Annotated in this window: 31 protein-coding genes; all 31 read right to left on the reverse strand. The window is 45.3% G+C overall.

All coding sequences use genetic code 11. The annotated features are described in order from the left end of the window. Positions 1 to 11 precede the first annotated feature (11 nt). Positions 12 to 632 (reverse strand): 30S ribosomal protein S4, encoded by a 621-nt coding sequence (gene rpsD, locus JSY38_RS08175; protein WP_114412695.1) that lies wholly within the window; start codon positions 630 to 632, stop codon positions 12 to 14. Positions 633 to 648: 16 nt separating this feature from the next. Then, on the reverse strand, positions 649 to 1,041 hold the full coding sequence (gene rpsK, locus JSY38_RS08180) for a 30S ribosomal protein S11 (protein ID WP_009836290.1): 393 nt from the start codon (positions 1,039 to 1,041) through the stop codon (positions 649 to 651). Between the two features lie 65 nt (positions 1,042 to 1,106). Beyond that, positions 1,107 to 1,463, reverse strand: a complete 357-nt coding sequence (gene rpsM / locus JSY38_RS08185) for a 30S ribosomal protein S13 (RefSeq protein ID WP_114412696.1) — start codon at positions 1,461 to 1,463, stop codon at positions 1,107 to 1,109. Between the two features lie 128 nt (positions 1,464 to 1,591). Continuing rightward, a complete protein-coding gene (rpmJ, locus tag JSY38_RS08190) occupies positions 1,592 to 1,705 on the reverse strand; it encodes a 50S ribosomal protein L36 (RefSeq protein WP_110577380.1) in 114 nt (37 codons plus the stop codon). Positions 1,706 to 1,724: 19 nt separating this feature from the next. Continuing rightward, a complete protein-coding gene (gene secY / locus JSY38_RS08195; protein ID WP_114412697.1) occupies positions 1,725 to 3,056 on the reverse strand; it encodes a preprotein translocase subunit SecY in 1,332 nt (443 codons plus the stop codon). Further along, positions 3,057 to 3,491, reverse strand: coding sequence for a 50S ribosomal protein L15 (gene rplO, locus JSY38_RS08200; protein WP_111608640.1), 435 nt, complete (start codon positions 3,489 to 3,491; stop codon positions 3,057 to 3,059). It abuts the gene before it with no gap. A 1-nt stretch (position 3,492) separates the two neighbouring features. After that, complete coding sequence (gene rpmD, locus JSY38_RS08205; protein ID WP_111608639.1) at positions 3,493 to 3,678, reverse strand: 50S ribosomal protein L30; 186 nt, start codon at positions 3,676 to 3,678, stop codon at positions 3,493 to 3,495. Between the two features lie 6 nt (positions 3,679 to 3,684). After that, entirely contained in the window at positions 3,685 to 4,185 is a 501-nt protein-coding gene (gene rpsE / locus JSY38_RS08210) for a 30S ribosomal protein S5 (protein ID WP_113918292.1), read from the reverse strand. Between the two features lie 10 nt (positions 4,186 to 4,195). Then, the gene (gene rplR, locus JSY38_RS08215) at positions 4,196 to 4,546 is read right to left on the reverse strand and encodes a 50S ribosomal protein L18 (RefSeq protein WP_114412698.1); all 351 of its coding nucleotides are present in this window, start codon (positions 4,544 to 4,546) and stop codon (positions 4,196 to 4,198) included. Positions 4,547 to 4,556: 10 nt separating this feature from the next. Then, complete coding sequence (gene rplF, locus JSY38_RS08220; protein WP_114412699.1) at positions 4,557 to 5,090, reverse strand: 50S ribosomal protein L6; 534 nt, start codon at positions 5,088 to 5,090, stop codon at positions 4,557 to 4,559. A gap of 8 nt (positions 5,091 to 5,098) precedes the next feature. Then, on the reverse strand, positions 5,099 to 5,491 hold the full coding sequence (gene rpsH, locus JSY38_RS08225; protein WP_110577374.1) for a 30S ribosomal protein S8: 393 nt from the start codon (positions 5,489 to 5,491) through the stop codon (positions 5,099 to 5,101). Positions 5,492 to 5,621: 130 nt separating this feature from the next. Further along, positions 5,622 to 5,927, reverse strand: a complete 306-nt coding sequence (gene rpsN / locus JSY38_RS08230) for a 30S ribosomal protein S14 (RefSeq protein ID WP_110577373.1) — start codon at positions 5,925 to 5,927, stop codon at positions 5,622 to 5,624. 12 nt (positions 5,928 to 5,939) lie between these two features. Beyond that, a complete protein-coding gene (gene rplE / locus JSY38_RS08235; protein WP_114412700.1) occupies positions 5,940 to 6,479 on the reverse strand; it encodes a 50S ribosomal protein L5 in 540 nt (179 codons plus the stop codon). Positions 6,480 to 6,496: 17 nt separating this feature from the next. Continuing rightward, positions 6,497 to 6,814: a 50S ribosomal protein L24 gene (rplX, locus tag JSY38_RS08240; protein ID WP_036163130.1), complete on the reverse strand. Its 318-nt coding sequence runs from the start codon at positions 6,812 to 6,814 to the stop codon at positions 6,497 to 6,499. Positions 6,815 to 6,831: 17 nt separating this feature from the next. Then, positions 6,832 to 7,200: a 50S ribosomal protein L14 gene (rplN, locus tag JSY38_RS08245; protein WP_067020125.1), complete on the reverse strand. Its 369-nt coding sequence runs from the start codon at positions 7,198 to 7,200 to the stop codon at positions 6,832 to 6,834. A 51-nt stretch (positions 7,201 to 7,251) separates the two neighbouring features. After that, entirely contained in the window at positions 7,252 to 7,512 is a 261-nt protein-coding gene (gene rpsQ, locus JSY38_RS08250; protein ID WP_110577371.1) for a 30S ribosomal protein S17, read from the reverse strand. Between the two features lies 1 nt (position 7,513). Then, the gene (rpmC, locus tag JSY38_RS08255) at positions 7,514 to 7,705 is read right to left on the reverse strand and encodes a 50S ribosomal protein L29 (RefSeq protein ID WP_110577370.1); all 192 of its coding nucleotides are present in this window, start codon (positions 7,703 to 7,705) and stop codon (positions 7,514 to 7,516) included. Further along, positions 7,706 to 8,119 (reverse strand): 50S ribosomal protein L16, encoded by a 414-nt coding sequence (gene rplP / locus JSY38_RS08260; protein WP_110577369.1) that lies wholly within the window; start codon positions 8,117 to 8,119, stop codon positions 7,706 to 7,708. Positions 8,120 to 8,129: 10 nt separating this feature from the next. After that, on the reverse strand, positions 8,130 to 8,810 hold the full coding sequence (gene rpsC / locus JSY38_RS08265; RefSeq protein WP_012071930.1) for a 30S ribosomal protein S3: 681 nt from the start codon (positions 8,808 to 8,810) through the stop codon (positions 8,130 to 8,132). Between the two features lie 14 nt (positions 8,811 to 8,824). Further along, positions 8,825 to 9,157 (reverse strand): 50S ribosomal protein L22, encoded by a 333-nt coding sequence (gene rplV / locus JSY38_RS08270; protein ID WP_012071931.1) that lies wholly within the window; start codon positions 9,155 to 9,157, stop codon positions 8,825 to 8,827. Positions 9,158 to 9,171: 14 nt separating this feature from the next. Continuing rightward, entirely contained in the window at positions 9,172 to 9,447 is a 276-nt protein-coding gene (gene rpsS, locus JSY38_RS08275) for a 30S ribosomal protein S19 (protein WP_114412701.1), read from the reverse strand. A 15-nt stretch (positions 9,448 to 9,462) separates the two neighbouring features. Further along, on the reverse strand, positions 9,463 to 10,287 hold the full coding sequence (gene rplB, locus JSY38_RS08280; RefSeq protein WP_114412702.1) for a 50S ribosomal protein L2: 825 nt from the start codon (positions 10,285 to 10,287) through the stop codon (positions 9,463 to 9,465). A 14-nt stretch (positions 10,288 to 10,301) separates the two neighbouring features. Then, positions 10,302 to 10,598, reverse strand: a complete 297-nt coding sequence (gene rplW, locus JSY38_RS08285; protein WP_012071934.1) for a 50S ribosomal protein L23 — start codon at positions 10,596 to 10,598, stop codon at positions 10,302 to 10,304. Beyond that, entirely contained in the window at positions 10,595 to 11,200 is a 606-nt protein-coding gene (gene rplD, locus JSY38_RS08290) for a 50S ribosomal protein L4 (RefSeq protein ID WP_113918284.1), read from the reverse strand. Before rplD ends, rplW begins: the two co-directional genes overlap by 4 nt. A 12-nt stretch (positions 11,201 to 11,212) precedes the next feature. Further along, positions 11,213 to 11,851, reverse strand: a complete 639-nt coding sequence (gene rplC, locus JSY38_RS08295) for a 50S ribosomal protein L3 (RefSeq protein WP_205116405.1) — start codon at positions 11,849 to 11,851, stop codon at positions 11,213 to 11,215. A 128-nt stretch (positions 11,852 to 11,979) separates the two neighbouring features. Further along, entirely contained in the window at positions 11,980 to 12,291 is a 312-nt protein-coding gene (gene rpsJ / locus JSY38_RS08300) for a 30S ribosomal protein S10 (protein WP_012071937.1), read from the reverse strand. Positions 12,292 to 12,499: 208 nt separating this feature from the next. Then, a complete protein-coding gene (tuf, locus tag JSY38_RS08305) occupies positions 12,500 to 13,723 on the reverse strand; it encodes an elongation factor Tu (RefSeq protein ID WP_114412704.1) in 1,224 nt (407 codons plus the stop codon). Between the two features lie 35 nt (positions 13,724 to 13,758). After that, entirely contained in the window at positions 13,759 to 15,852 is a 2,094-nt protein-coding gene (gene fusA / locus JSY38_RS08310) for an elongation factor G (protein WP_205116407.1), read from the reverse strand. Positions 15,853 to 15,873: 21 nt separating this feature from the next. Then, positions 15,874 to 16,347: a 30S ribosomal protein S7 gene (gene rpsG, locus JSY38_RS08315; protein WP_111608625.1), complete on the reverse strand. Its 474-nt coding sequence runs from the start codon at positions 16,345 to 16,347 to the stop codon at positions 15,874 to 15,876. A 99-nt stretch (positions 16,348 to 16,446) separates the two neighbouring features. Next, complete coding sequence (gene rpsL, locus JSY38_RS08320) at positions 16,447 to 16,818, reverse strand: 30S ribosomal protein S12 (RefSeq protein ID WP_013659444.1); 372 nt, start codon at positions 16,816 to 16,818, stop codon at positions 16,447 to 16,449. A gap of 137 nt (positions 16,819 to 16,955) precedes the next feature. Beyond that, on the reverse strand, positions 16,956 to 21,158 hold the full coding sequence (gene rpoC, locus JSY38_RS08325; protein WP_205116409.1) for a DNA-directed RNA polymerase subunit beta': 4,203 nt from the start codon (positions 21,156 to 21,158) through the stop codon (positions 16,956 to 16,958). Positions 21,159 to 21,199: the final 41 nt, after the last annotated feature.

Below are 21,199 nucleotides of genomic sequence, written 5' to 3' on the forward strand. Positions count from 1 at the left end.
TAATTACCAACTTACTTAGAGTAAAGTTCGACAATTAGGTTCTCATTAATTTCAGCTGATAAATCGGCACGCTCTGGAACAGCTTTATAAGTTGCTTCCAGTTTAGTTGAATCAACTTCGATCCAATGGATCGGTGCACGACCTTTAGATAGCTCTAGTGCGCTTTGTACACGCAATTGCTTCTTAGCTTTTTCACGGATAGACACAACGTCACCAGCTTTAACTTGGTAAGACGGGATGTTAACCGTTGCGCCATTTACTAGAATGCCTTTATGGCCTACTAACTGACGAGCTTCCGCACGTGTAGAACCAAAACCTGCGCGGTATACAACGTTATCTAAACGTGATTCTAAAAGTTGCAGAAGGTTTTCACCTGTAGCGCCTTTTAGACGGGCAGCAGATTTGTAGTAATTACGAAATTGCTTTTCAAGAACGCCATACATACGACGTACTTTTTGTTTCTCACGTAACTGCAAGCCGTAATCAGAAAGACGTCCGCGACGTGCGCCATGCACACCAGGAACTGTCTCTACTTTACATTTCGACTCAAGAGCGCGTGAACCGCTCTTCAATTGCAAGTCGGTACCTTCACGACGAGACAACTTACAAGTTGGACCTATATAACGAGCCATGTATCTGTCTCCTCAATTAAACGCGACGTTTCTTAGGTGGACGGCAACCGTTGTGCGGGATTGGCGTCACATCTGTGATGTTATTAATACGCAAGCCCAATGCATTCAATGCACGAACTGCGGACTCACGACCAGGACCAGGGCCCTTAATCATTACGTCAACGTTTTTAAGGCCGAACTCTTGTGCGACAGCACCGGCACGTTCCGCTGCTACTTGAGCTGCGAAAGGAGTACTTTTACGAGAACCACGAAAACCAGAACCACCGGCAGTAGCCCAAGACAAAGCATTGCCTTGGCGGTCAGTGATAGTCACGATCGTGTTATTAAATGACGCATGTACATGAGCAACACCATCGACGACCGTCTTTTTGACTTTCTTCTTGGTGTTGCGCGTAGCTGGCTTAGCCATATTGCACTTTCCTATTTAATGCTCAGCTCTAGCAAACTTAGTGGCTAGAGCGAAACGCGTTCTAATTACTTACGAATAGGTTTACGAGGACCTTTTCGTGTACGAGCGTTCGTTTTGGTACGTTGACCACGAACTGGTAGGCTGCGGCGATGACGAATCCCGCGGTTGCAACCCAAGTCCATCAAACGTTTGATAGACATACTGACTTCACGACGCAAGTCACCCTCTACAGTATACTTACCAACTTCGCCACGAAGTTCATCAAGGATATCATCACTTAATGAACCGATTTTCGCAGTTTCTGCAACACCTGTAGCGGCGCAAATAGCGCGCGAACGAGTGCGACCAATTCCGAAGATGTAAGTCAGAGAAATGACCGCATGTTTATTGTCAGGAATATTGACACCGGCTATACGAGCCATTCACTTTACTCCGTTGTTATTGATGATTAAATGTTAATTCATCATTTTACTTTCATGAGGGCGGCTGATTATGCCTATCTTTAGGACATAAATCAACCACCCTTACCTATCATCGAGCGAACTCGCGATTAACCTTGACGCTGTTTGTGACGAGGCTCAATGCAAATCACTCGAACTGAACCGTTACGACGAACGATTTTACAGTTACGACAGATTTTCTTTACAGATGCACGTACTTTCATGTTCAACTCCAACCTACGCTTAACGCATTAGGCCATTTGGACCATAACCAGTCAGATTAGATTTCTTCATTAACGACTCGTATTGCTGACTCATCAAATGACTTTGAACTTGCGACATAAAGTCCATGACAACTACCACTACGATCAACATAGAAGTACCGCCAAAGTAGAATGGGACATTCCACGCAACAACAAAGAATTGAGGCATCAGTGACACTAGAGTGATGTATAAAGCACCAAACAATGTCAAACGGGTCATTACACCATCAATATATCGAGCTGTATGATCGCCTGGACGAATACCCGGCAAAAAAGCACCGGATTTTTTCAAGTTATCTGCCACATCTTTAGGGTTGAACACTAGTGCCGTATAGAAGAAGCAAAAGAAAACAATTGCTATCGCAAATAACAACACATAGAGCGGTTGCCCAGGAGCTAGAGCCAAAGAGATATTTTGCAACCATTCCATGCCTTCACCTTGACCAAACCATTGGCCGATCGAGGCTGGGAACAGAAGGATACTTGAAGCAAAGATAGGTGGAATTACACCAGCCATATTCACTTTAAGAGGCAAATGACTCTTTTGTGCGGCAAACACTTTTTTGCCTTGCTGACGCTTAGCATAATTAACCGTAATCCGACGTTGACCACGTTCAATGAAAACCACGAACGCGATAGTCGCAATAGCTAAAATACCAATCAACAACAAAGCCAAAATATTAATATCGCCTTGACGAGCCGACTCAAATGAACGGCCTAGAGCAGATGGTAGGCCTGCAACGATACCAGCAAAGATAAGAATGGAAATACCATTACCAATACCTTTTTCTGTTACCTGCTCGCCTAACCACATCAAGAAAACAGTACCAGCAACAAGGGTCACTACAGCAACAGCATAAAACTCTATACCACTACTAAAGGAAATCCCTTGGCTTGCTAGACCAACCGCCATACTGGCAGACTGAACTAAAGCAAGCAAAACAGTACCGTAACGAGTGTATTGAGTTATCTTTCGACGCCCCGCCTCACCCTCTTTCTTAAGTTGCTCTAGCTGAGGACTCACAACCGTCAATAACTGCATAATAATAGAGGCAGAAATATAGGGCAAAATCCCAAGCGCAAAAATACTCATGCGCTCAAGCGCGCCCCCTGAGAATACGTTAAATAAACTCAGAATAGTGCCTTCATTTTGATCAAATAAAGCAGACAACCTATCAGGATTAATACCTGGAACAGGAATGTGTGCACCAATTCGATATACAATAATTGCTAGAAACACAAAACGGATGCGAGACCAAAGCTCGCTTAATCCATTTTGCATGCCAGCAGGTAGTGAGCCACGCTTTGCCATTTATTCCTCGACTTTTCCGCCGGCAGCTTCGATAGCAGCACGAGCACCTTTAGTCACTTTAAGACCACGAACAGTAACAGCTTTGTCGATAGAACCAGACAAGATTACACGTGCAGTCTTAATTTGATGACCTAGGATGTCGGCGCCTTTCAAAGCAGCCAAATCTACAACTTCAGCATTTACAGCAGCAAGCTCGTTTAAACGAACCTCAGCAACATACTTTGCCTGACGTGAAGTGAAACCGAATTTTGGCAGACGACGCTGCAAAGGCATTTGACCACCTTCAAAACCAGGTTTTACTGAGCCACCAGAACGAGATTTAAGACCTTTATGGCCTCGTCCGCCGGTTTTGCCCAAGCCGCTACCAATGCCGCGACCAACACGTTTAGGAGCATGTTTGCTACCTTCGCCAGGACGAAGTGTATTTAAGAACATGTTATTCCCCTACCACTTTAACCATATAATAAACTTTATTAACCATACCACGTACAGAAGGAGTATCTTCCAACTGACGAGTTTGGCCAACTTTACGCAAACCCAAGCCTTTTACAGTTTCACGGTGCTTTGGAAGACGACCGATCGGGCTGCGGGTTAGTTGAACTGTGATGGTATTATTCGCCATGACACATTACCCCAAAATTTGATCGACTGACTTACCGCGTTTTGCTGCGATTTGTTCAGGTGCTTTCATATCCTGCAAACCTTTGATCGTAGCGCGAACCACGTTTACTGGGTTTGTAGAACCGTAACATTTAGCCAATACGTTGTGAACGCCAGCGATCTCTAGAACCGCACGCATTGCACCACCGGCGATGATGCCAGTACCTTGTGACGCAGGCTGCATGTAAACTTTAGACGCGCCGTGGTTCGCTTTAACAGGATACTGAAGAGTATCGCCATCAAGCTTAACAGAAACCATGTTGCGACGAGCTTGTTCCATTGCTTTTTGAATCGCCTGTGGAACTTCGCGCGCTTTACCGCGACCAAAGCCAACTTTACCTTTACCATCACCAACGACTGTCAAAGCTGTGAAAGAGAAGATACGACCACCCTTTACAACTTTAGCAACGCGGTTTACTTGAACTAGCTTCTCTTGGAGGTCGCTAGTTTGTTGATCATTAACTGCCATTTGCTACCCCTTAGAACTCTAGACCGGCTTCACGTGCAGCGTCAGCAAGAACCTGAACGCGGCCATGGTATTTGAAGCCAGAACGGTCGAAAGCGACCGAAGTGACACCTGCTTCTTTAGCGCGTGTAGCAATCAAAGTGCCGACTTCTTTAGCCGCCGTTTTGTTGCCTGTCGCTGTGCCACGAAGAGCCTCTTCAAGAGTAGAAGCACTAGCTAGCACTTTACTACCACAAGGAGAAATCACTTGAGCATACATATGGCGTGGTGTGCGATGTACAGTTAGACGATTCGCACCTAAGTCACGAATATGCAAACGAGCACGACGTGCACGACGAATCCGAGATTGTTTTTTAGTGTTCATGAATGCCTACCTACTTCTTCTTAGCTTCTTTACGACGAATCACTTCGTCAGAATAGCGAACACCCTTGCCTTTATATGGCTCTGGTGGACGGAAACCGCGAACTTCTGCAGCAACTTGTCCCACGGCTTGTTTATCAATGCCACGGATCACAACTTCTGTTTGAGAAGCGCATTCAGCTGTTATGCCTTCAGGTAGTTCGTAATCTACTGGATGAGAAAAACCCAGAGATAGGTTAAGTACGTTGCCTTTAAGCACAGCACGGTAACCAACACCTTGAAGAAGCAATCTTTTCTCGAAACCCTGACTAACACCAACAACCATGTTGTTAATCAACGCACGAGTTGTACCAGCTAAGGCACGGCTTTGTTTTGCACCATCGCGCGCAGCGAAGGTAATAACATTTTCTTCTTTAGACACTTGAACGCTTGTGTGAACATTAAACTCTAATGAACCTTTGCCGCCTTTAACAACAACATTTTGGCCATTTAGGGTCAAATCTACACCACTAGGAAGCGTCACGGGACTATTAGCAACTCGAGACATACTAACTCCTAGAATACTGTGCAGATTACTTCGCCACCGATACCAGCAGCACGAGCTGCACGGTCTGTCATCACACCTTTAGAGGTGGAGATGATAGCAACACCAAGGCCAGCTTCTACTTTAGGTAGAGCACTAGTGCCTTTGTATTGACGCAAACTTGGGCGAGATGCGCGTTTGATTTGTTCGATAACAGGCTTACCTTCGTAGTATTTCAACTCGATAGTAAGTGTTGGTTTTACTGCTTCATCTACGGAAAAGTCACCAACGTAACCTTCTTCGCGTAGTACAGCAGCAATCGACGCCTTCATTTTAGATGAAGGCATACTCACAGATGTCTTAGACGCCATCTGTGCATTACGAATACGTGTAAACATATCCGCAAGGGTATCTTGCATACTCATTTAAGAGCTCCTAATTTAAAAAACCATTGTGCAGCAAATAGAGCTCGCGCATAGTACACAGCAGCGAGCAGAATGTCCAGTATTTAGACACCCCACTCACTGCCATGTATTATGATCGCGCTCTACTTGCTTACCAACTAGCTTTCTTCAAGCCTGGCACGTCACCACGCATCGCTGCTTCACGCAGTTTGATACGAGACAGACCGAAGCGACGGTATACACCGTGCGGACGACCTGTAATTTGGCAACGGTTACGCTGGCGTGAAGAAGATGAATCGCGTGGAAGCGCTTGCAATTTAAGCGTCGCTTCCCACTTTTCATCGTCCGATGCATTAACGTCACTAATGATCGCCTTTAGAGCCGCACGCTTTTCAGCGAACTTAGCTACTAATTTGGTGCGTTTTGCTTCGCGCTGAATCATTGATATTTTAGCCATGATTCCTACCTCTTATTTCTTGAAAGGGAAACTAAAGGCGGCTAGCAAAGCACGACCTTCTTCGTCGGTACGAGCTGTCGTTGTGATGGTAATATCCATACCACGTACACGATCAACTTTATCGTAGTCGATTTCAGGGAAGATAATCTGCTCTTTAACACCCATGCTGTAGTTACCACGACCGTCGAAAGACTTAGGATTAAGTCCACGGAAGTCACGGATACGCGGGATAGCAACATCAACCAAACGGTCAAAGAAATCCCACATACGCTCACCACGTAGAGTTACTTTACAACCGATCGGATAACCGTCACGGATTTTAAAGCCTGCTACTGATTTACGAGCCTTAGTCACTACAACTTTTTGGCCGCTAAGTGCTTCAAGATCATTTACCGCATGCTCAAGAAGTTTCTTGTCTGCGATAGCTTCACCAACACCCATATTTAATGTGATTTTAGTGATTTTCGGCACTTCCATCACGTTTTGGTAACTAAACTCTTCAGTAAGTTTTGCTACCACTTGATCTTTATAAACTTGCTTAAGTCTCGCCATGGCTATAATTCTCGCTCTTAGGCGTCGATCGCTTCACTATTTGATTTAAAGATACGCACTTTCGTACCATCTTCATTCAATTTAAAGCCGACGCGATCCGCTTTACCCGTAGCATTGTTAAAAATGGCTACATTAGAAACCTGGATAGGTGCTTCTTGTTCAACGATACCACCAGTTGAACCCTTCATAGGGTTTGGTTTCTCGTGCTTCTTAACAGTGTTAATGCCAGAAACTAGAACTCGGTTTTCGTCTACTACCTTAACAACTTTACCGCGCTTACCTTTGTCTTTCCCAGCAATCACGATAATTTCGTCGTTACGTTTGATTTTGCGCATAATGTCCCCTCTCTCTCTTACAGCACTTCAGGCGCAAGAGAAACAATTTTCATGAACTGCTCTGTGCGCAATTCACGTGTTACAGGGCCAAAGATACGAGTACCAATAGGCTGTCCTGAAGCATTCAATAGAACCGCTGAGTTTACATCAAAACGGATTACTGAGCCATCAGAACGACGAACACCTTTCTTAGTTCTAACAACAACTGCGTTTAGAACCTGCCCTTTTTTAACACGACCACGTGGGATCGCTTCTTTCACTGTGACCTTAATGATGTCACCGATAGCAGCATAACGACGATGTGAGCCACCCAGTACTTTAATACACTGAACACGCTTTGCGCCGCTGTTATCTGCAACATCAAGCATCGATTCTGTTTGAATCATTACTGCTCTCCAATCAAATTAGATAACAAGTCTCACGAAGGAAAGAGCAGCTTAAACAGCTGCTGCTTTTTCGACAACTTGAACCAGATTCCAAGTCTTAGACTTAGAGTAAGGACGTGTTTCTACGACCTTAACGGTATCACCGATCTGACACTCATTGTTTTCATCGTGAGCGTGTAATTTAGTAGAACGACGAATGAACTTACCGTATAGCGGATGTTTCTCTGTACGCTCAACTAGTACCGTGATGGTTTTATCCATCTTATCGCTAACTACTTTACCAGTAGCTGTACGCGCTTTTGTTTCTGCCATCTTAGTTACCTGCCTTATCATTTAGCACGGTTTTAACACGTGCGATATTGCGGCGAACTTGCGAGAGCAAATGAGTTTGCGCTAACTGACCAGTGGCTTTCTGCATGCGCAGAGTAAATTGCTCACGTAGTAGTTCAATCAAGGTCGCTTGTAGCTCAGCTACAGACTTTTCTTGCAGTTCTTTTGCTTTCATCTACATCACCGTACGCGTTACGAAAGTTGTGGACAGAGGAAGCTTAGCAGCAGCCAACGCGAATGCTTCGCGAGCTAGCTGTTCTGATACACCCTCAACTTCATAAAGCATTTTTCCAGGTTGAATCTGTGCAACCCAGTATTCTACGCTACCCTTACCTTTACCCTGACGAACCTCAAGAGGTTTCTGGGTAATCGGCTTATCAGGGAACACACGAATCCAGATTTTACCACCACGCTTGATGTGACGAGTCATTGCACGACGCGCCGCTTCAATTTGACGAGCAGTAAGACGACCACGTTCAGTGGACTTCAATCCGAATTCACCAAAGCTAACTTGGTTTCCGCGAAGAGCCAAGCCGCGGTTACGGCCTTTTTGCATCTTGCGGAACTTAGTACGTTTCGGTTGTAACATGACTTACCCCCTACTTAGACTTCTTCTTTTGTGCGCCTTTATCAGCTCGCACTTGTTCAATACCGCCCAAGATTTCGCCTTTGAAGATCCACACTTTTACGCCAATGATGCCGTAAGTTGTAGCTGCTTCATAAGTAGCGTAGTCAATGTCAGCGCGTAGAGTGTGTAGAGGTACACGACCTTCACGGTACCACTCAGCACGTGCAATTTCTGCACCGCCCAAACGACCACTTACCTGAACCTTGATACCTTTCGCGCCTGCACGCATAGCATTCTGTACTGCGCGCTTCATAGCACGACGGAACATAACACGACGCTCAAGTTGGCTAGCAATATTTTGCGCAACCAATTTAGCATCCATTTCAGGCTTACGAATTTCTTCGATGTTGATATGGACAGGTACGCCCATCATTTCAGAAACTGCATTACGTAGCTTCTCAACATCTTCGCCCTTCTTACCAATCACGATACCCGGACGGGCAGTGTGAATTGTAATGCGAGCTGTCTGAGCAGGACGCTGAATCTCAATACGAGAAACAGAAGCCTGGACCAATTTTTTCTCCAGGAACGCACGAACCTGAAGATCGTTTAATAACAGCTTAGAGTAGTTTTGATTATTAGCATACCAAGTAGAAGTATGATCTTTAACTATCCCTAGGCGTATACCAGTTGGATGAACCTTCTGACCCATTGGGTTTCTCCTAATTAGTCAGCGACTTTAACTGTAATATGGCAACCGCGTTTTAGAATACGGTCAGCACGGCCTTTGGCACGTGGCATAATACGTTTCAGAGTCATAGCCTCATCAACGTAAGCCGTAGACACACGCAAGTCATCTACATCAGCACCTTCGTTATGCTCAGCGTTAGCTATAGCAGACTCTAGTACTTTCTTGACAATTACTGCCGCCTTTTTAGGACTGAACGTTAAAATGTTCAGTGCTTCGCTAACAGATTTGCCGCGGATTTGATCTACAACCAAACGGGCCTTCTGCGCTGAGAGGCGAGCACCCTTCAATGAAGCTTTTACTTCACTCATGTTAATACCCCTTATTACCGTTTGGCTTTCTTGTCCGCGACATGACCACGATATGTACGGGTCGGAGCGAACTCACCCAATTTATGACCGACCATATCTTCAGTTACTAGAACTGGAACATGCTGGCGACCATTATGGACAGCGATAGTCAACCCTACAAAATCAGGGAAGATAGTAGAACGGCGTGACCAAGTTTTAATTGGACGACGATCTTTTTTCTCTACCGCAGCCTCTACCTTTTTCAACAAATGAAGGTCGATAAAAGGACCTTTTTTTAGTGAACGTGGCACAGTCGTTTCCTCTTATTACTTAGTACGGCGACGTACAATAAGTTTGTCAGTACGCTTGTTGCTGCGCGTTTTGTAACCTTTAGTAGGCACACCCCATGGCGTAACTGGGTGACGACCACCTTTGCTACGACCTTCACCACCACCATGTGGGTGATCAACTGGGTTCATCGCCGAACCGCGAACGGTAGGACGAACACCACGCCAACGCGTAGCACCAGCTTTACCAAGAACTCGCAAGCTATGCTCAGAGTTTGATACTTCACCTAAAGTAGCGCGACATTCTGTCAGTACTTTACGCATTTCGCCTGAACGTAGGCGAAGGGTAACGTAGCGACCTTCACGAGCAACTAGCTGAGCAGAAGCACCAGCGGAACGTGCAACTTGTGCACCTTTACCTGGCTTAAGCTCGACACAGTGTACGGTACTACCAACTGGGATATTTTGCAGAGGCAAAGTATTACCAGCTTTGATAGGCGCATCTGCACCACTAAAAACGATATTGCCAGCGACCATACCTTTAGAAGCGATAATGTAACGACGCTCACCATCAGCATATCTAATTAATGCAATATTTGCAGAACGGTTTGGATCATACTCCAAACGCTCAACTACCGCAGAAATTCCATCTTTATTACGACGGAAATCAACCATACGGTAATGCTGCTTATGACCACCACCTACGTGACGCGTAGTGATGCGTCCGTTATTGTTACGTCCACCAGATTTGCTTTTTGTGTCTAGCAAAGGTGCATATGGTGCGCCTTTGTGCAAATCGTTGTTGGTAACTTTAACAACGTGACGACGGCCTGCAGACGTTGGCTTACTTTTAACAACAGCCATTGACCTATCTCCCCTTATTCAGCGACCATGAAATCAATGTCTTGGCCTTCAGCCAAACGTACATACGCTTTTTTCACGTCTTTACGTTTACCTAGACCACGAACTGTACGCTTAGTTTTACCTTTATGGTTCAACGTGCGAACAGACTCAACTTTGACTTCAAAAAGCGCTTCGATAGCTTGTTTGATTTCAGGTTTCGTTGCATCACCAGTTACACGAAAAACATACTGACCATTACCTTCGGCTACGATCGTTGCTTTTTCGGAAATGTGTGGACCCAACAGAACTTTATAAATACGTTCGCCGATCATGCTAGTGCCTCCTCAACTTGTTTCAGAGCACCAACTGTCACCAACACTTTGTCGTAAGCAATCAAGCTAACAGGGTCGATAGACGCTGCATCACGTACATCTACGTTAGGAATGTTGCGAGCCGCTAAGAATAAATTGTCATCCAATTGATCGGAAACAATCAAAGCGTTCTCAATATTCAATTCTGCCATTTTTGCTATGAAGAGCTTAGTTTTTGGAGCTTCCAATTTAAGATCTTCTACAACAACAAGACGGTCTTGACGTACAAGCTCAGACCAGATGGTGCGCATTGCTGCACGGTACATCTTCTTGTTCACTTTCTGAGAGTGATCTTGTGGCTTAGCAGCGAAAGTAACACCACCAGAGCGCCATAGAGGGCTACGGATAGTACCTGCGCGTGCACGACCAGAACCTTTTTGTTTCCAAGGTTTGCGTCCACCACCTGCTACTTCAGAGCGTGTTTTCTGTGCACGTGAGCCTTGACGAGCGCCAGCCAAGTAAGATGTAACTACTTGGTGAACCAACGCTTCGTTGTATTCACGAGCAAAGGCTACATCAGAAACTTCTACAGTCCCTTCCGCGCCTGTTAGATTCAAGTTCATTGTCTACCCCTCTTAGCGAGCTTTAACAGCTGATTGAAGAATAACATCACCATTTACTGCACCAGGTACGGCACCTTTCACAAGGATAAGGTTACGTTCTGTGTCTACACGAACCACTTCTAGTGATTGAGTAGTTACTTGTGCAGCACCCATATGGCCAGCCATCTTCTTGCCTTTCCAAACACGACCAGGTGTTTGACATTGGCCGATAGAACCAGGTGCACGGTGAGACAACGAGTTACCATGCGTAGCGTCTTGCATACTAAAATTATGACGCTTGATGGCACCTTGAAACCCTTTACCCTTTGATTGACCAGTTACATCAACCATTTGGATAGATTCGAAATCAGCAACAGTTAGCTCATCACCAACATTGATTTCTTTTTCGTCACCTGCCAGGCGGAACTCCCACAAACCACGACCTGCTTCAACATTCGCTTTTGCATAATGACCCGCAGCAGCTTTGTTAACGCGGCTCGAACGGCGAGAACCTACAGTTACTTGAACAGCTTGGTAGCCGTCAGCTTCTGCTGTTTTCACCTGAGTAACGCGGTTCGGTTCAACCTCGATGACGGTTACTGGCACGGATACACCATCTTCAGTGAAGATACGTGTCATTCCGGCTTTGCGTCCGACTAATTGAATAGTCATTTTTTACCTCATTTGCCAGTTGTGTATGGGGCTATCACCCGCTACGGCTGATCATTCCAGATCATTCCACTAATGTGCATATAGCCGACTGATAACCAGCCGGTTGTCGCACCCCAAACTTTGAGCTATTAACCCAAAGAAATTTGTACTTCCACGCCTGCCGCAAGATCTAGCTTCATTAGAGCATCAACTGTTTTTTCAGTTGGCTCAACGATATCTAGAACACGTTTATGTGTACGGATTTCATACTGATCACGCGCATCTTTATTTACGTGTGGAGAAATCAATACTGTATAACGCTCTTTGCGAGTAGGAAGTGGAATCGGTCCACGCACTTGCGCACCTGTACGTTTCGCTGTGTCCACAATTTCTTGTGTTGAAGCATCGATCAGACGATGATCAAATGCTTTCAGACGAATACGGATTTTTTGGCTTTGCATTTCCAACTCCAAATACAATGTTTTAATGACCTAACTGTACATTTATTAGGCCACAATCCTTTTTTAAGGACGGCGAATATTAGCCATTCAAAAACTGGTTGTCAAGTAACCAATTTCTGAACAAACAAAATAAACCATAAAATAAAAAGGCCACCCGATATGCGAGTGGCCTTTTTCTAAATCAAAGTAAGCAGATATTACTATCTAATTACTTAAGGATTTTAGCTACAACACCAGCGCCAACTGTACGACCACCTTCACGGATCGCGAAACGTAGACCTTCGTCCATCGCGATTGGGTGAATTAGTTCAACAGTCATTTGAATGTTGTCACCAGGCATAACCATTTCTACGCCTTCAGGAAGAGAACAAGCACCAGTTACGTCAGTTGTACGGAAGTAGAACTGAGGACGGTAGCCTTTGAAGAATGGAGTGTGACGACCACCTTCATCTTTACCCAACACATACACTTCTGCTTCAAACTCAGTGTGAGGTGTGATTGAACCAGGCTTAGCCAACACTTGACCACGCTGAACATCTTCACGCTTAGTACCACGCAGAAGAATACCACAGTTCTCACCAGCACGACCTTCGTCTAGAAGCTTACGGAACATTTCTACACCAGTACAAGTTGTCTTAGTAGTATCAACGATACCAACAATTTCAACTTCTTCTTGGATGCGGATGATACCACGCTCAACACGACCTGTAACAACTGTACCACGGCCTTGAATAGAGAACACATCCTCGATAGGCATGATGAATGCACCGTCGATTGCACGCTCTGGCTCAGGAATGTAAGAATCTAGAGTTTCAACAAGTGTTTTAACAGCTGTTGTACCCATTTCGTTATCATCTTCACCGTTCAACGCCATTAGAGCTGAACCAGGGATGATTGGAGTATCATCACCTGGGAAGTCGTATTCAGAAAGAAGATCGCGAAGCTCCATTTCAACAAGCTCTAGCATCTCTGCATATTCTTCAGAATCTGCACCGCCACAATCTTCAGCTAGAAGATCTGCTTTGTTAAGGAATACTACGATGTAAGGTACACCCACTTGACGAGAAAGAAGGATGTGCTCACGAGTCTGAGGCATAGGGCCGTCAGTCGCACCACATACTAGAATCGCGCCATCCATTTGAGCAGCACCAGTGATCATGTTTTTAACATAATCGGCGTGTCCAGGACAGTCTACGTGTGCGTAGTGACGAATTGGAGAATCATACTCTACGTGAGAAGTAGAGATAGTGATACCACGCTCACGCTCTTCTGGAGCATTATCGATACCATCAAAAGCAACAGCTGTTCCGCCGAATACTTCTGCACATACACGAGTCAATGCTGCCGTTAGAGTTGTTTTACCGTGGTCAACGTGACCGATAGTACCAACGTTAACGTGTGGTTTATTACGTTCGAATTTACTCTTTGCCATGATACATACACCTTAAGAATTAGTAAGTATGATGATTAATCTTCATTTTTGATGATCGCGTCTGCCACACTAGCCGGTGCTTCAGCGTATTTCTCAAACTCCATCGCATAACTTGCACGCCCTTGCGACAAGCTACGCACGTCAGTCGCATACCCAAACATTTCCCCAAGGGGAACTTCTGCTCGAATAATTTTACCTGACGGGGAATCGTCCATCCCCTGAACAAGCCCACGACGACGATTCAGGTCTCCCATCACGTCACCCATGTACTCCTCAGGAGTCACAACTTCCACTTTCATTACAGGTTCAAGAACACAAGGATCAGCATCAACTGCTCCTTTTCTTAATCCCTGAGAAGCTGCAATTTTAAAGGCCATTTCATTAGAGTCAACATCATGGTAAGAACCATCGAACAACACAACCTTTAGCCCCAATAAAGGAAAACCACCGATCACACCATTCTTCATTTGCTCTGAAATGCCCTTTTCTACCGCAGGGATGTATTCTTTAGGAATAGCACCACCAACAATCTCGTTAACAAACTCAAGCCCATCTTTATCAGTTGGGATTAACTTCATTACGACGTGACCGTATTGACCACGACCACCGGATTGACGCACAAATTTGTGATTAACCACCACTTCTTTGCGAATTTTCTCCCGATAGGAAACCTGAGGCTTACCAATGTTCGCCTCCACCTTAAACTCGCGACGCATACGATCGACAAGAATATCAAGGTGCAGCTCACCCATACCGGAAATAATTGTTTGACCAGTCTCTTCATGCGTCTCCACACGAAAAGAAGGATCTTCTTGCGCCAATTTACCCAGCGCAACGCCCATTTTATCTTGATCTGCCTGAGAGCGAGGCTCGACAGCAACAGATATCACAGGCTCTGGAAACTCCATACGCTCTAGCACAACGACATCATTCATATCACAAAGCGTATCACCCGTGGTTACATACTTCATACCCACGATGGCAGCAATATCTCCCGCCAACACTTCTTTAATCTCTTCGCGATTGTTAGCGTGCATCTGAACCATTCGACCAACACGTTCACGCTTCTGCTTAACAGAATTATAAACCGCATCACCAGAACGCAACATACCTGAATACACACGAATAAATGTCAGTGTACCAACAAATGGATCCGTCGCTATCTTAAACGCTAATGCAGAGAACTTAGCATCATCATCTGCAATTCGAGTAACGACCGTCTCACCATCTTCAAGCGTACCCTCTATCGCTTTAACTTCAAGCGGTGAAGGTAAATATTCAACAACAGCATCCAGAACCGCCTGCACACCTTTATTTTTAAAGGCAGAGCCACACGTAACCAAAACAATTTCGTTTGACAAAGTGCGAGCTCGCAGACCGATCTTTATGTCTTCAACAGATAACCCACCTTCTTCAAGGTATTTATCCATCAACTCCTCATTTGCTTCAGCAGCAGCCTCAACCATTAGCTCTCGCCATTCTAACGCTTCATCAAGCAAATCAGCAGGAATTTCCTCCAAAGAGAAAGTCATCCCCTGATCCTCTTCATTCCACATTATGACCTTCATCAAAACCAAATCCACTACGCCTCTGAAATCTTCTTCAGCGCCGACATTGATTTGAATCGGGACAGCATTAGCACCGAGACGCGTTTTCAACTGACGCACAACCGAAAAGAAATCAGCTCCCGTACGATCCATCTTATTGACGAACACCATTCGAGGAACTTCATATTTATTCGCTTGACGCCAAACAGTCTCAGTCTGAGGCTGCACACCCGAAGAACCACAAAGCACAACAACAGCACCATCCAGAACACGCAAAGAACGCTCTACTTCGATAGTAAAATCTACGTGCCCAGGCGTATCAATAATATTGACACGATGCTCTTCAAACTGTTTATTCATCCCACTCCAGAAGCATGTTGTTGCCGCTGAAGTTATGGTAATACCACGTTCTTGCTCTTGCTCCATCCAATCCATAGTAGCAGCACCATCGTGCACTTCTCCTATTTTATGAGACAGACCAGTATAGAAAAGAACGCGCTCAGTCGTCGTCGTTTTACCTGCATCAACATGCGCACAAATACCGATGTTACGGTAGCGGTTGATAGGGGTTTTACGTGCCACTGTGTATCCTTCTCCGGATGATTAGAAACGGTAGTGAGAGAATGCTTTGTTAGCTTCTGCCATGCGATGAACGTCTTCACGTTTCTTAACAGCAGAACCTTTATTTTCAGCAGCATCTAGAATTTCACCAGCAAGACGCAAAGCCATGGATTTTTCACCACGTTTGCGAGATGCATCAACCAACCAACGCATAGATAATGCTGCGCGACGAGCTGGGCGAACCTCAACAGGTACTTGGTAAGTCGCACCACCAACACGACGAGACTTAACCTCGACCATTGGCTGGATTGATTCTAGTGCTTTTTCAAAGATAGCCATTGGCTCTTCTGTTTTAGCACGCGTTGCAACAGTGTTTAGCGCATTATATACGATGCTTTCTGCTACAGATTTTTTGCCACTAACCATTACATGGTTAATGAATTTAGCGAGAAGCTGGCTTCCGTGTTTAGGATCCGGAAGGATCTCACGCTTAGCGACGACGCGTCTTCTAGGCATATCTATATCCTCTTCAGGTTCGTCCGAGACAATGCAATTATCGCTCGGCCTTACTGTATTAAAAAATTATGTCTAAACGATGAATTAAGTAACGTTAGCTTACTTAGGACGTTTAGTACCGTATTTAGAACGGCCTTGCTTACGATTTTGTACGCCTGAAGTATCCAAGCTACCACGTACTGTGTGGTAACGAACACCTGGAAGGTCTTTTACACGACCGCCGCGAATCAGCACTACGCTGTGTTCTTGCAGGTTGTGACCTTCACCACCGATGTAGGAAGTAACTTCGAAGCCGTTAGTCAAGCGAACACGACATACTTTACGCAAAGCCGAGTTAGGCTTTTTAGGTGTAGTAGTATATACGCGAGTGCAGACACCGCGGCGTTGCGGACAAGCTTGTAACGCAGGAACGTCACTCTTTGCCACTTTACGTTTACGTGGTTTACGAACCAACTGGTTAACGGTTGCCATTAGACAAGCTCCACAAATCCAATTCTTATGACGGAAATCGCCAAAATTAAGGAGGCGCAAGTTTAATTTGCGCCTATAAAACAGTCAATAGGGAGGCGACTAAAAAATCACCTCCCTCGCGATTTTACAGCAAATAACTAGTCTTTCAGCGCTGCACTCAATGCTTCTTCAACATCTGAGGCACTTACTGAAGAACTTCCTTCTTTTGCTGCTAACGCAAGCTCTTTCTTACGCTTACGTTCATTGTGGTATGCCAAACCTGTACCAGCTGGTATCAAGCGACCTACAACAACGTTTTCTTTTAAGCCACGCAAGTGATCTTTTTTACCAGTTACCGCACCTTCCGTAAGAACTCGAGTTGTCTCTTGGAATGATGCTGCTGATATAAAGGACTCTGTAGCCAAAGAAGCTTTCGTGATACCTAGTAGCACACGCTCAAACTTAGCAGAGAATTTACCTTCTGCTTCGGCTTTCTCGTTGGCATCTAGAAGTTGAGTAAACTCAACCTGATCACCTTGGATAAGATCTGTATCGCCAGACTCACCAACTTCTACTTTACGCAACATTTGGTTAACAATAACTTCAATGTGCTTATCGTTAATTACTACGCCTTGTAAGCGGTAAACTTCCTGCACTTCATTCGTGATGTAATCAGCTAAAGCTTCTACACCTTGAAGACGCAAAATGTCATGAGGACTCAAAGGACCGTCGGCAATAATCTCACCCTTAGCCACTTCTTCACCATCAAAGATGTTGATTTGACGCCATTTAGGAATCAAAGTCTCGACTGGATCATCACCGTTTTGAGGAGTGATAACCAAACGAATCTTACCTTTTGTTTCTTTACCGAAGCTAACCACACCGCTCGTTTCCGCCATAACAGCTGGATCTTTCGGGCGACGCGCCTCAAATAGATCTGCCACTCGCGGCAAACCACCGGTAATATCTTTGTTACCAATAGATTCTTGAGGAATACGCGCAAGAACCTCACCTGATTTCACTGTCGCGCCATGATCTAGGCTCAACAATGCTTTTTCAGGAAGCATGTACTGTACTGGTGATTCAGTACCTGGAATCAATACAGGATTACCCTCTGCATCAACAACGGCAATCATCGGACGTATGTCTTTACCAGCCGCAGGACGGTCGCGCATTTCCATCACTTCAATCGTAGTCAAGCCCGTCATTTCGTCAGACTGACGACGAATAGTAACGTTCTCTTCCATACCACTGAATTCAAGACGACCTTCCATCTCAGATACAATTGGGTGTGTATGCGGATCCCAGTTAGCAACAATTTGACCCGCAGTAACTTGATCACCTTCACGCACACTCAATACCGCACCGTAAGGAAGCTTATAACGCTCTTTCTCACGACCCGCTTCATCGGCAATTGCCAACTCAGAAGAACGAGATGCAACCACTAGATGACCTGTGTGGCGCTCGATACTCTTCATTTTATTGAAGCGCACTGTACCGGCACTCTTCACCTGAACACTATCTACTGCAGATGCTCGAGATGCTGCACCACCAATGTGGAACGTACGCATCGTTAACTGTGTACCTGGTTCACCGATAGACTGTGCAGCAACAACACCAATCGCCTCACCGATATTAACCTGATGACCACGAGCCAAATCGCGCCCGTAACATTTAGCACATACGCCATGACGCGTATCACAGGTAATAACAGAGCGAATGAGCATCTCATCTACACCAGCCGCTTCAATTGTACGAACATCATGCTCATCAATCAGCGTACCAGCTGCCAACACCAAGTCACCTTTCGTATCCATAACGTCTTGGGCAACAACACGGCCCAATACACGATGACCTAGCGGCACAACGACGTCACCACCTTCAATCATGGCCGCAACGGAAATACCGTTTGTAGAACCACAATCTACTTCAGTGATAACCAAATCCTGCGCTACGTCTACTAGACGACGAGTCAAGTAACCAGAGTTTGCTGTTTTCAATGCTGTATCGGCTAGACCCTTACGAGCACCGTGTGTAGAGGTAAAGTACTGAAGTACTGATAGACCTTCACGGAAGTTCGCAGTGATTGGCGTTTCAATGATGGAACCGTCTGGCTTCGCCATCAGACCACGCATACCACCTAGCTGACGCATCTGCGCAACACTACCACGGGCACCAGAGTCGGCCATCATATATACAGAGTTGAAAGATTGTTGCTCAACCGTTTCACCTGCTTTATTGACAGTCATCTCTTTTGCCAAGTTTTTCATCATGGCTTCGGTTACAGTTTCATTAGTACGAGACCATAAATCGATTACTTTGTTATACTTCTCGCCTTGAGTTACAAGACCATCAGCGTATTGGTATTCGATTTCTTTAACTTCCGCCTCTGCTTTAGCAATGATCTCTACCTTCTCTGGTGGGATAACAAAGTCATCAACACCAACAGAAGAGCCAGACGCTGTTGCGTAAGCAAAACCTGTATACATCAATTGGTCTGCAAAGATACAGCTCTCTTTCAAGCCCACTTTACGGTAACACTCGTTGATCAAGTTAGAGATCGCCTTTTTCTTCATGGTTTGGTTAACCACGGAGAACGGTAGGCCATCAGGAACAATATCAAACAACAAAGCACGACCAACCGTTGTATCTGCGATGAAAGTAGACGGTACTTTGTCGCCTTCAAGTGTTGTATCAACTTGGCTGATACGCACTTTTACTTTTGCATGCAATTCAACTTGTTTCGCACCATATGCACGGTGTACTTCTTTGATGTCAGAAAACGCCATGCCTTCACCCTTGGCATTGATTTTCTCACGAGTCATGTAGTACAGACCCAATACAACGTCCTGAGAAGGAACGATGATCGGCTCACCGTTTGCAGGTGATAGGATGTTGTTCGTAGACATCATCAAAGCACGAGCTTCAAGCTGCGCTTCGATAGTCAACGGAACGTGAACCGCCATTTGGTCACCATCAAAATCGGCGTTATATGCCGCACACACTAGTGGGTGCAACTGAATCGCTTTACCTTCGATCAGCATTGGCTCAAACGCTTGGATACCCAAACGGTGAAGTGTTGGTGCACGGTTCAACATCACTGGATGTTCACGGATAACCTCATCAAGGATATCCCACACTTCAGGCGTTTCACGCTCAACCATTTTCTTCGCCGCTTTGATTGTCGTCGCCATGCCACGAAGTTCAAGCTTAGAAAAAATGAATGGCTTGAATAGCTCAAGTGCCATTTTCTTAGGTAGACCACACTGATGTAGACGCAGTGATGGACCTACTGTGATTACAGAACGACCAGAATAGTCAACACGCTTACCTAGTAAGTTCTGACGGAATCGACCTTGCTTACCTTTGATCATATCAGCCAAAGATTTTAGAGGACGCTTGTTAGAACCAGTAATCGCGCGACCACGACGACCGTTATCAAGCAAAGCATCAACAGATTCTTGCAACATACGCTTTTCGTTGCGCACGATGATATCTGGAGCAGATAGCTCTAGTAATCGTTTTAGACGATTGTTACGGTTAATCACACGACGATAAAGGTCGTTCAAATCAGACGTCGCAAAACGACCACCTTCAAGTGGCACCAATGGACGAAGGTCTGGCGGAAGAACTGGCAATACATCTAGCACCATCCACTCTGGGTTGTTACCAGAATGATAGAATGCCTCAACTAGCTTAAGACGCTTAGAAAGCTTCTTAATACGAGTTTCAGAATTCGTGCTATTTAGCTCTTCACGCATGCTATTAATTTCTTCCGGCATGTCTAAATCGCGCAGCAACATCTGAACCGCTTCGGCACCCATACGGGCATCAAATTCGTCACCGAATTCCTCTAGCGCTTCAAAATATTGCTCATCATTCAGCAACTGCCCTTTTTCAAGCGTCGTCATACCTGGATCAATCACGATGAAAGATTCAAAATACAAAACACGCTCAATATCACGCAACGTCATATCCATGATAAGACCGATACGTGACGGTAGAGATTTCAAGAACCAAATATGAGCAACAGGCGATGCAAGCTCAATGTGCCCCATGCGTTCACGACGCACTTTAGACAGAGCCACTTCAACGCCACACTTCTCACAGATAACACCGCGGTGTTTCAAACGCTTGTATTTACCACACAAGCACTCGTAGTCCTTAATAGGACCAAAGATTTTTGCACAGAACAAACCGTCACGTTCTGGTTTGAACGTACGGTAGTTGATGGTCTCTGGCTTCTTAACTTCACCGTAAGACCATGAACGAATCATATCTGGTGACGCCAAGCCAATGCGGATCGCATCAAACTCGTCAGATTGTCCCTGTGATTTTAGAAGACCTAATAAGTCTTTCATGGATATTCGCCCCACTCGTAAGGCCGGGGAGTCTTGCTCCC

This window comes from Marinomonas foliarum, from assembly GCF_016906065.1.
Classification (GTDB): domain Bacteria; phylum Pseudomonadota; class Gammaproteobacteria; order Pseudomonadales; family Marinomonadaceae; genus Marinomonas; species Marinomonas foliarum.